This window comes from Halorubrum sp. CGM5_25_10-8B (genome assembly GCF_005435095.1).
GTDB lineage: Archaea > Halobacteriota > Halobacteria > Halobacteriales > Haloferacaceae > Halorubrum > Halorubrum ezzemoulense.
On sequence record NZ_SGTY01000008.1, the window covers coordinates 181,086 to 191,021 of the forward strand.

Annotated in this window: 12 protein-coding genes and 1 tRNA gene; 7 read left to right on the plus strand and 6 right to left on the minus strand. The window is 71.1% G+C overall.

Annotation, left to right across the window (positions count from 1 at the left end; all coding sequences use genetic code 11):
• Positions 1–77: 77 nt before the first annotated feature.
• On the plus strand, positions 78–329 hold the full coding sequence (locus tag EXE51_RS09690; protein WP_049932517.1) for a hypothetical protein: 252 nt from the start codon (positions 78–80) through the stop codon (positions 327–329).
• An 18-nt stretch (positions 330–347) separates the two neighbouring features.
• Here the strand turns inward: EXE51_RS09690 and speB are convergent, their stop codons facing one another.
• Entirely contained in the window at positions 348–1,178 is an 831-nt protein-coding gene (speB, locus tag EXE51_RS09695; protein WP_049932519.1) for an agmatinase, read from the minus strand.
• A gap of 6 nt (positions 1,179–1,184) precedes the next feature.
• Positions 1,185–1,562, minus strand: a complete 378-nt coding sequence (locus tag EXE51_RS09700) for a translation initiation factor IF-5A (protein ID WP_049932521.1) — start codon at positions 1,560–1,562, stop codon at positions 1,185–1,187.
• 93 nt (positions 1,563–1,655) lie between these two features.
• Between EXE51_RS09700 and EXE51_RS09705 the strand changes: the two genes are divergently transcribed.
• Positions 1,656–1,910 (plus strand): hypothetical protein, encoded by a 255-nt coding sequence (locus tag EXE51_RS09705; protein WP_137692593.1) that lies wholly within the window; start codon positions 1,656–1,658, stop codon positions 1,908–1,910.
• Positions 1,911–1,977: 67 nt separating this feature from the next.
• On the opposite strand, the gene EXE51_RS09710 is transcribed toward EXE51_RS09705, so the two are convergent.
• Positions 1,978–2,262 carry a hypothetical protein gene (locus EXE51_RS09710; protein WP_049932525.1) on the minus strand — a complete coding sequence of 95 codons (285 nt, stop codon included), beginning with the start codon at positions 2,260–2,262 and terminating at the stop codon, positions 1,978–1,980.
• Positions 2,262–3,431, minus strand: a complete 1,170-nt coding sequence (locus tag EXE51_RS09715) for an aminotransferase class I/II-fold pyridoxal phosphate-dependent enzyme (protein ID WP_089308767.1) — start codon at positions 3,429–3,431, stop codon at positions 2,262–2,264. Before EXE51_RS09715 ends, EXE51_RS09710 begins: the two co-directional genes overlap by 1 nt.
• A 138-nt stretch (positions 3,432–3,569) precedes the next feature.
• Between EXE51_RS09715 and EXE51_RS09720 the strand changes: the two genes are divergently transcribed.
• Both EXE51_RS09720 and EXE51_RS09725 read left to right on the plus strand, forming a co-directional pair.
• Positions 3,570–4,589, plus strand: coding sequence for an AI-2E family transporter (locus EXE51_RS09720; RefSeq protein ID WP_137692594.1), 1,020 nt, complete (start codon positions 3,570–3,572; stop codon positions 4,587–4,589).
• Between the two features lie 87 nt (positions 4,590–4,676).
• Positions 4,677–6,311, plus strand: coding sequence for a succinic semialdehyde dehydrogenase (locus tag EXE51_RS09725; RefSeq protein ID WP_137692595.1), 1,635 nt, complete (start codon positions 4,677–4,679; stop codon positions 6,309–6,311).
• A gap of 50 nt (positions 6,312–6,361) precedes the next feature.
• Here EXE51_RS09725 and EXE51_RS09730 read toward each other — a convergent pair whose 3' ends face one another.
• Complete coding sequence (locus tag EXE51_RS09730; protein ID WP_049932531.1) at positions 6,362–6,952, minus strand: NAD(P)/FAD-dependent oxidoreductase; 591 nt, start codon at positions 6,950–6,952, stop codon at positions 6,362–6,364.
• 95 nt (positions 6,953–7,047) lie between these two features.
• On the minus strand, positions 7,048–7,938 hold the full coding sequence (locus tag EXE51_RS09735; protein WP_137692596.1) for a hypothetical protein: 891 nt from the start codon (positions 7,936–7,938) through the stop codon (positions 7,048–7,050).
• Between the two features lie 153 nt (positions 7,939–8,091).
• Here EXE51_RS09735 and EXE51_RS09740 point away from each other — a divergent pair.
• The 3 genes from EXE51_RS09740 to EXE51_RS09750 all read left to right on the plus strand — a co-directional run bounded on the left by EXE51_RS09740 (position 8,092) and on the right by EXE51_RS09750 (position 9,758).
• Positions 8,092–8,165: transfer RNA gene (locus EXE51_RS09740), tRNA-Tyr, on the plus strand.
• Between the two features lie 138 nt (positions 8,166–8,303).
• Positions 8,304–8,969 carry a thermonuclease family protein gene (locus tag EXE51_RS09745; RefSeq protein WP_089308771.1) on the plus strand — a complete coding sequence of 222 codons (666 nt, stop codon included), beginning with the start codon at positions 8,304–8,306 and terminating at the stop codon, positions 8,967–8,969.
• A gap of 33 nt (positions 8,970–9,002) precedes the next feature.
• Complete coding sequence (locus tag EXE51_RS09750) at positions 9,003–9,758, plus strand: hypothetical protein (protein ID WP_199234051.1); 756 nt, start codon at positions 9,003–9,005, stop codon at positions 9,756–9,758.
• Positions 9,759–9,936: the final 178 nt, after the last annotated feature.

Below are 9,936 nucleotides of genomic sequence, written 5' to 3' on the forward strand. Positions count from 1 at the left end.
CCTGCCGGAACGCCGAGAAAGCCGCAATCGCTGCCAGAAAACAGCAGTTATTAATCATGTAGTTCTAATCTGGGAGCATGACAGAGATAGCCGTCGAGTACGCCGCGGGAAACCGTCTCCGCTCCGAGGCCGAGACCGCCCGACGACTCATCGACGCGTACCTCGGTGACCGGCCCGACGTCGACCGCGTCACCCTCTCGCCCTCCGGCGAGTCCGTCTTCTGCGTCAGCGTCGAGGGCGACCGCATCTGGTGTACCGACACCCGCGAGTGGATCGACTCGATGGAGGCGGTGACCGCCGCGCGGCGCCGCCTCTCCGAACTCTCGTAACTCGCCTCGAGAACCCGGTTACTCGGTCGTTGCGGCCGCGTGCGAGTACGCGAACTCCCGCAGGAGCTTCGCGGCCAGCGCCGCCGCCTGCCCGTCGTCCCGGTCGTTCACCTCGACCGCGTCGAACCCGTCGGCGCGCGGCGCGACCGCGCGGACGAGGTCACGGACGGTCCGCGGCGCTACCCCGAACGGTTCCATCGTCCCCGTACCGGGAGCGTAAGCGGGGTCGAGCCCGTCGATGTCGACGGAGCAGTAGACCGTCTCCCCGGCGAACGCGTCGCCGTCGAGACCGTCGACCCACTCGCGGGCGTCCTCCGGCGCGACGACCTCCACGTCGGCGTCGGCCGCCCGGTCCCACTCGGCCTCGGACCCGGTCCGCGCGCCGACGATAACGGCGCGGTCGACGCCGAGGTCGTCGAGACACCGGCGCGTGACGCAGGCGTGGTTCAGCGGGTTCCCGTCGTATGCGTCCCGGAGGTCGAGGTGCGCGTCGCAGATGACGAGCGCGTCGGGGTCGACGGCCTCGACCCCCGCGTGCGTGACCGTGTGTTCGCCGCCGACGAGGAGCGGGACCGACTCGTCGTAGACGACGCTCCGCAGTTCGGCGGCGAGGTGGTCGAGGTACGCCGGCACGTCGTCCCACGGGCGCACGTCGCCCGCGTCGTTGACGCCCAGCGCGGAGAAGCGACTGTCGGTGCGGCGGTCGTAGTCGTCGTACGTCTCGGCGAATCGCCGGACTCGGTCCGGTCCGAACCGGGTGCCCGGCTGAAACGTGGTCGTGGCGTCGAGCGGAGCGCCGACGACCACGTAGGAAGCAGCTTCGCGGTCGGTCGTCGCCCCGGGGAACATCGCCGATTACCCGATGATCTTCCGTTGGCCCTCGTAGTCGAGGTACTCGATGTTGTCGTCCGAGGAGAAGTCCTCGCCCTCGGGGATGCGCATCGTGAACGTGTCGTAGGTGTCTAAGTCCATCACCTGAACCTCGTCGCCGCTGACGTTGACGACCTGTCCCTGCTTGCGCTGAATGATCGGGACCCACACCTTCGCGTCGACGGGCTGCGAGAGCGAGCGCTTCTTGTCGTCGAAGACGCCCTTCCCTTCGACGCGGGCCTTCGCGCTGCCGTGTTTACCGGGTTTGGCGGTGCTGTAGTGGTTGATCTTACAGGGCGCGTCGTCCATCATCACGTAGCTGCCCTCCTGGAGTTCGCGAACCTGCTTCTGCTCTCGCGGCATGTCCGCCAATTTCCCCGGCGCGGGTATAAACGGTTTGGAATGCCGCCGCTACCCGGCCCGAGACGGCGTCCAACCGCCCCGACGGCCCGCGGCGTGGTCGTGTACGTCCTCCGCTCGTCGGACGACCGAGTCGATCGCGTCGCCGACGCCCTCGGCGACGACCTCTCCGGCAACGCCGGCGCGCCGATACGGGATGACGCCGACGTTCCGGCGGCCGCGTGCCTCCACGAGGTCGCGACGCACGCGGACGGCGACCTCGGCGTTCCCCCGGTCGACTGGGGCGAAGCGGTGAACTCCGCGAGCGGCGGCGGGTCCTCCGGGGCGGCGGGCGCCGCCGCGGCGACGTAGCGACCATGACGGCGGCGACGTGGCAGCCGCAACGACCCCGGCGACCGAACTCGTCCCGAAAGCGAGCCTACGGGTCGAGCTCGTCCACGTACTCCTCCGGCTCCTCGTCGTCGTCGACGTTCCCGTCCGGCGGGACGAGTTGGCCCGTGTACAGGTAGCTGACGACGAACATGACGATGAAGCCGACGCCGACGGCCGCGGTCGTCCGCACGACGAACGGGATGTCGTTATAATAGAAGTACCGGTCCGAGACCGCCATGGAGACGAACGCCACCAACAAGATCTTCTGCTCGTCGGTGGGGTTGCGGACGAAGCCGACTACGTCGTTTTTGAGGTCGCCGAACACGCCCATCAGGCGTCACCCCCGTTCGTCGCGGCCGAGTCGACCGTCGGCGCGTGCTCCTCGATCACGCCGCTCACCCGATCGAGGCCCTCTGTCAACTCCTCGGTCGGGAGTCCGAACCCGATCCGGAATCGGTCCGGGAAGCCGAACAGATGCCCCGGTGCGAGGACGACGCTCGCCTCCTCGACGACCGTCCGGCAGAACGCCTCCGCGTCCGCGAAGCCGTCGGGGACCGTCACGAACGCGTTGACCCCGACCGGGTCGAGCCAGTCGAGGCCGTGGTCGTCGACCCACGCCGCGACCGTCTCGCGGTGGGCGGCGGCCAGTTCGCGGTTCTCCGCCAGGATCTCCTCCTCGGATCGCCCCAGCGCCTGCTTAGCGACGTGCTGGCCGAACAGGCTCGGCGAGATGGTCGTGTAGTCCTTCCAGCGCCACGCGCGCTCGACGACCGGCTCGGGACCGGCGATCCAGCCGAACCGGAGGCCAGCGAGCCCGTACGCCTTCGTGAGGCTGGTCGTGGAGATGCCGTGCGCGCCGTAGCTCGCGACCGGCGGCTGCGGGTCCTCCGCGAGCAGGCGGTACACCTCGTCGCAGAGCAGGTATGCGTCGCGCTCGACCGCGACGTCGTACACCGCCCGCATCGCGGCCTCGTCGTGGTACTGTCCGGTCGGGTTGTTCGGGTTGTTCACGACGATCACGGCCGTGTCGTCGCGGGCCGCGTCGGCGACGGCCTCCGGGTCTAACTCCCACTCGGGCGGCTCCAGTTCGACGCGGGTCACGTCGCCGAACGCGTCCGGGACGGCGTGGAGCGCCTGGTACGTCGGCGTGACGACGACCGCGTGCGTGCCGGAGCCGACGCCCGACGCGTCGGGGTCCGAGGCGCCGCCCGCCCCGTCGACGGGGGCGTCGTCGCCGAGCAGCGAGAGGAACGTCAGGAAGTTCGCCTCCTGGGTGCCGCAGGTGAACAGCACCTCGTCGGCGGATCGGTCGTAGCGGTCGCCGACGGACGCCCGGAACTCCGGGTCGCCGTTCGTCGGGATGACGTAGCCGAGCTCCCCCGGATCGAGGTCGAACCGGCTCGCGTCGAGCGACCGGATGCCGCTTTCGGCCAGCATGATGTCGGCCTCGTGTTCGTACTCCGCGAACCAGCGTTCGAGGCCGAACGGGTCGATGCGCATACCCCTCTTCGGGCGGGCGCGAGGTTAGGTGCTGTGGTTGGCGACGTCGTCGCGGACCGCTCCGGCGGCCGCCCGCGAATCGGGGGCACTGCGGGCCGCCATCGCAACGCATTTCGCCGGGGATTGCGACACGACGGCATGGTTCTCAACCGGCAGCGGCTGTTGGGCGTGCTGTTCGTCGCCATGGCGACGCTCACGGCGGTCGCGCTGGCGGAGGTGCTGCGGACCGTCGTGTTCGCGGTCACCGTCGCGTACGTCCTGTATCCGCTCCGGCAGCGGCTCGTCGGCCGCGGCCTCTCGCGTCGGATCGCGTGCGTGGTCTCGACCGGCGTCGCGTTCGTCGGCGCGACCCTCCTCGTGGCGCCGCTGCTGTACACGCTGTACCGGCGGCGGTCGGAGCTGATAGCCCTCCTCGAAGGGGTCCCCGACCTCGTCCCGATCACCGTCGGCGGGTTCCAGACGGTGGTCGAGATCGCGCCGTACGTCGCGGCCGCGGAGACGTGGATCCGCGGGGTCGCGATCGCGGTCGCGGGCGCGGCGCCGGTCCTCGTCTTGGAGGTCGTCGTGTTCACTTTCCTCGTGTACGGCATCCTCTACCGGCCGCGGGCGGTCGAGGCGGCCGTCTTCGGCGTCGTCCCGCCCGAGTACCACGACATCCCCACACGGCTCCACGAGCGGACGCGACAGACCCTCTACTCGATATACGTCCTCCAGGCCGCGACCGCCGCCGCGACGTTCGTTCTCGCGGTCGCGGTGTTCCGGACGCTGGGCTACGGCTCTCCCGTCCTGCTCGCGGTCATCGCCGGCGTCCTCCAGTTCATTCCCGTCGTCGGTCCGAGCATCCTCATCGTCGCGCTCGGCGCCCTGGACTTCCTCGTCGGCGCGACCGGGCGGGCGGCCGCCGTGCTGGTAATCGGGCTCGTCGTCGTCGCCTTCGTGCCGGACGCGGTGATCCGCACTCGGCTCGCCGGCTGGACCGGGAAGATATCGCCCGGTCTCTACTTCGTCGGATTCGTCGGCGGCATCCTCACCCTCGGGGCCGTCGGCGTCATCGTCGGTCCCCTCGCCGTGTCGCTGCTGCTCGAAGCGATCGACATGCTCTCCGAGCACGTCGACCCGACGGACTCGGTCGGTGGCGACGCGGGCCCGACGCAGTGACCGGCGACGCGGGCCCGACGCAGTGACCGCCGACGCAGGGCACCACCGGCACGGCTTTCCATGGCCCGACCCTCTGTCCGACACCTGATGTCCTCGACGGATCCCCCAACCGCGGTCGGCGCCGCGCCGACCCTCACGGCGCGGCGTCTCGACGGACTCGCCGATCGCGTCTTCAGCTCGCCGGACGGAAGCGGCGACGACGGCGACGGCGCGATCGACGTCTCCGCCCCGGCGACCGACGAGCGGATCGGGCGCGTGCCGGCCTGCGACGCCGACGACGTGTCCGCCGCGGTCGAACGCGCCCGCGACGCGCAGACGGCGTGGGCCGAGGCGTCGGCGACCGAGCGCGCCCGTATCGTCGACCGGTTCGGCGACCTCGTCGCGGACCGCCGCGAGGAGCTGCTCGACGTGCTCCAGCTGGAGACCGGGAAGTCTCGGCGCACCGCGGTCGAGGAGCTGTTCGACGTGCCGACCGGCTGCTCGTACGTCGCGAGCGAGGCTCCGGGCGCGCTCGCCGAGGAGCGTCGCCGTGGGGTCGCGCCCGGCGTCGCGACCGCGACGGTCACCCGCGAACCGGTCGGCGTCGTCGGCGTCATCTCGCCGTGGAATTACCCGCTGACGCTGTCGATGGCCGACGCGATCCCCGCGCTCGCCGCGGGCAACGCGGTCGTGCTCAAGCCGGACGAGAAGACGCCGTACGGGGCGCTGCTCCTCGCAGAGCTGCTGGAAGTCGCCGGGCTCCCCGACGGCCTCTTTCAGGTCGTCACCGGCGAGGGGCCTCAGGTCGGGCCGCCGCTGATCGACGCGGTCGACTACGTCGCGTTCACCGGTAGCACCGCGACCGGCCGGACCATCGCGGAGCGCGCGGGCCGGAACCTGATCGGCTGTTCGCTGGAGCTCGGCGGCAACAACCCGCTCGTCGTGCTCGGGGACGCCGACGTCGACGAGGCCGCCCGCGGCGCGGTCCAGGCCTGCTTCTCGAACGCCGGGCAGCTCTGTCTCTCCGCGGAGCGGATCTACGTCGTCGAGTCCGCCTGCGACGAGTTCCTCGACGCGTTCGTCCGCGAGACGGAGGCGCTCACGCTCGGGACGGGGTACGACTACGACGCCGACCTCGGCTCGCTCGTCGACGCCGACCAGTTGGCCCGCGTCGAGTCACACGTCGAGGACGCCCGCGAGCGCGGGGCGACGGTCGAGACCGGGGGCCGAGCGCGGACGGATGTCGCGCCGTACTGCTACGAGCCGACCGTCCTCACCGGGGTCGAGCCGGACGCCGCGGTCGCCTGCGAGGAGACGTTCGGTCCGGTCGCCGCGGTGACGGCGGTTCCGGACGCGGACGCGGCGGTCGCCGCCGCGAACGACTCCCCGTACGGCCTCAACGCGAGCGTCTGGACCGGGGACCGCGAGCGAGGCGCCGAACTCGCCCGCGAGATCGACTGCGGGACCGTGAACGTCAACGACGCGTTCCTCGCGACCTGGGGCGCGGTCGACGCACCGATGGGCGGGTTCGGCGACTCCGGCCTCGGTCGCCGACACGGGCCCGAGGGGATCCGACGGTACACGGAGACGCGGACCGTCGGCGTCTCGCGGGTCGGCCCGCTGACGTTCCCAGACCGGATCCCGACCGACTGGTTCGTCCGGGGCGCGTTCGCCGCGACCCGGCTCGGTCGACGGATGCGTCGCGGCGTCGACGAGGTCCGTCGTCGCCTGTCGCGCCGCTGACTGACCATGCGGAATCGACGGCGCGCGACCGACGACGGCGAAAAGCGGGGTTACTCCGCGTCGTCGATCAGGTCGCCGAACACCGACGCCGCGGTGTCTGGTACGTCGAAGTCGTGGTAGTGCTCGCCCTTCTCGTTCGAGAGGATGTTGAGCGCGGCGGCGGCGCCGTCGCCGGCGGAGATGACCGCCTGCCACTCCTCGGCACGGGCCATTGCGCCGGTCGCGTAGGCGCCCTCGACGCTGGTCTCCATCGACACGCCGACGCTGACGGTGTCGTCGTCGTCGAACTCGCAGCCGAGCGCCTCCGCGAGGTCGCGGTTCGCGCCCGTCGCGAGGACGACGTAGTCGGCCTCGTACTCGCCGTTCTCGGTCGTCACGGTGAACCCGCCGCCTCCGTCCTCAACGCCGGTGACCTCCTCGCCCTGGCGGCGGTCGACGCCGAAGTCGTCGGCCTGCTGGCGCGCGGTCGCCATGAACTCGCTGCCGCCGACCGAGCCCACGCCGAGATAGTTGAACAGGTGCGCCTTGTGCATCCACGTCTCGTCCGTGTCGAAGAGGACGGTGTCGAGGCCGTTCTTGCTCGCGAACAGCCCGGCGCTCAGTCCGGCCGGTCCACCGCCGACGATTGCGACATCTGTCATGGTCGCTACAACGCAGTCCCGAACATAAGGCTTGGCGGAAGCGGGGATCGGTCACGGCGGACCTCGCGGCGACCCCCGTCGCCGCGGCCGACACCTCACTCCGCGAAGTCAGAGAGAGACCCGGTCCCGTCGCCCGCGCCACTCCCCTCGTCGCCCGTGTCCGGCTCGGTGTCGCTCCGGTGCGTCTCGCCGTCGCTCGTGTCCGGCTCGGTGTCGCCGGAGGCCGATCCGCCCCACGGGTCGTCGGGATCGACCGGTGCGACGGCGCGGGCGAGCTCCGCCTCGTCGTACTCGACCTCCTCGTCGAGCACCATCGCGAGCCGCTGCCACCGCGCGCTCTGTTCGTCTTCGCCCTCCGGGCCGACGCGCGCGCCGTGCGTCTTGAAGAACCGGGTGCCGCGCCCGCGCTTGGATCCCTCGCCGGTGTGCCCGTCGAAGACCGCGTCGAACTCCCCGTCCGGTTCGAGGTCACCGACGGGGAAGTCGTGCGCCGGCTCCTCCCCGCGGGCGCGCGCCCCGGCCCGGAGATCGGCGACCGCGCCGAAGTAGGCGTCCGCGTTCGACGCCTCGCGTGTCGAGCGAGCGCGGGCGGCCGCGAGCGCGGCGTGGATCCCGCAGAGCCGGCCCTTCCACGCGTCGGGCTCCCAGCGCTCCGTCGCGAGTTCTTCGTAGCGCTCGATCGTGAGCGCGACCTCGTCGCCCGCGCGCAGGTCCTCGACGACGTAGAGGTTGAGTCGGTCCCAGAGGTTCCAGGCGTACCCGGAGCGCGCCAGCTCCCACGCCGCCCACGCCGCGATCTCCTCGTCGGAGCGCCGGACCGCCTTCTGGAGCAGGCTGGAGACGACGTACCGGCTGTACCCGCCGTCGGTCTCGTTCGGCTCTTTCTCCTCGCCGAAGTCGTTCTCGCCCGTCGCGTCCGGCGTCCGATCGGTTTCGAGGCTCCCGTCGGACCCGAACGTCGCCTGTCTGTCGTCGCCGTCGGCCATGTCCCCGCTCCCGCCGCGAGAGACTTAACAGCCCCGCGGCGAGCGTGGGTCGCGAGCGGGGTTCGAGTCCGGCGATCCACCCCGCGGTACGGCGGATCACACCTGCTCTGAAAGGGAACTCTTAAGTCGAATCCGGCGGCTATGTTTCGGTAACCGCCCTTAGCTCAGCCTGGTAGAGCAGTCGACTGTAGATCGACTTGTCCCCCGTTCAATTCGGGGAGGGCGGACTGAATTTCTGACTCGTGAGCGACAGCGAGCGGGTGAGGCTTTTCTTTTTCAGCGAGAGAGTTGGTTAGTAGTAGCACGCGAGTAAGCTGAACGACTTTCCTGCCTATTTATACTGAAACCAGCGCAACACGGGATCGATGCGCGTTCGACCGAGGCTGGTCGCGGTCATCGGAGTCGTCGCGGTCGTCGCACTGTCCGGCTGCGCCGGGGGTCCGGGCCCCGCCACCGACGGGGATTCACCGACCGGCGACCTCAACTCGCCGCCGACCGATCCGGCGGGAGTCGACCCCGGCGACCCGGACGACACGACCTGGACCGGCACCGTCGTGCGCGTCGTCGACGGCGACACGGTGGAGGTCGAGTTCCCGAACGGCGAGGTCGACACCGTCAGGCTCCTCGGCGTCGACACGCCCGAGACGAGCGCCGACGTGACTTCGCCGGGTGAGTTCGAGGGGATCCCCAACACCGACGCCGGCCGCGCGCACCTCCGAGCGTGGGGCGGTGAGGCGGCCGCATTCGCCGAGTCCGAACTCGCCGGCGAGGAGGTCACGGTCGTCGCCGGCGGGGACCGACGCGGCGGCTACGGGCGGCTGCTGGCGGTGCTGTACGTCGACGGTGAAGATTTCAACGAGCGCCTGCTGACCGAGGGGTACGCGCGGCTGTACGACACCGAGTTCGCGCTACGCGACGCGTACGCGGCGGCCGAAGCCGACGCGAGGGAACGCGGGGTCGGACTCTGGGCGTTCGACGAGTCCGACTCCCCCGCCGATGCGGGCGCGGTCGACGCCCCTGTGCCGGCGTAACACACTTAAGAGCGCGCTCGGTACGATGTCGTAGTGGCATCCCGACAGGGCGGGTCGGGGGACGCGGAGCCCCTCGGGCCCGGATCGACGGAGCGTCGGACCGTTTCCACGACCGCCGCCGGCCAGCAGGCAGACGCCCGGCCTCGGTCGCCGCCGGAGTCGCCCGCGCGCCGCCGCGCTCGGGCCGGCCGATCCGGCTCGACCGGCCGAACCGGCGAGTATCGGTCGGTTGATCCCCCGCACGGCGGCGAGGCCGCCGCCCGGACGCCGGAGGATCCTCCCGTGCGCGACCCGGGCCGCTACGCGCTGACCGATCACTTCCGCGAGCGGCTCGAACAGCCCGGTCGGTACGTCTCGACGCGCACCGTGAGCGACGCGATCCGCGAGGGGCAGCTCCGGTGGAACAGCACCGACGGGTGGCGGTTCGCCCTCGTGGAGGGCGGCGTCCGGTTCGTCGTGGTCGTGAGCGACACGGAGACGAACTCCCCGGTCGTCGTCACCGGCTGGACCGAGGTCGCGGACCGCGAAGATGCGCTGGAGGCCTCGCGGTGGGACGGGGTCGACGTCGACACCATCGCCGTGCGGGCCGCGCTGAGCGAGTCGGCGTCGACGCCGATCCCGGACCGGATCCGCCCCCGGACCGTGACCCGCCCGTTCGAGGTGGGCGAACACCGCCTCGAAACCGAGCCGGGCGAGCCATTCGTGCGCTGTACCGACTGCGGCTGCCGGTTCCGCTCGAAGGAGGGGATCACCTCGCGGCGGTGTGGGCAGCGGTCGCCGGGCCGCTAGTCGGCGATACTCATTTCTACTCAACTCCATTCTGTTCGCTCGGTTCACGAGTGGCCAAGTCGCTGCGCTGGCGCGCGCCTCCGAGCGCCCGCGGGGCGCGAGGAGTCCGTGCGAGGGAGTCGCAACCGTCGGGAGCGACGAGGCCGGGGAGGCGTGAGGCGGCGGTGCGGGGTGGGGC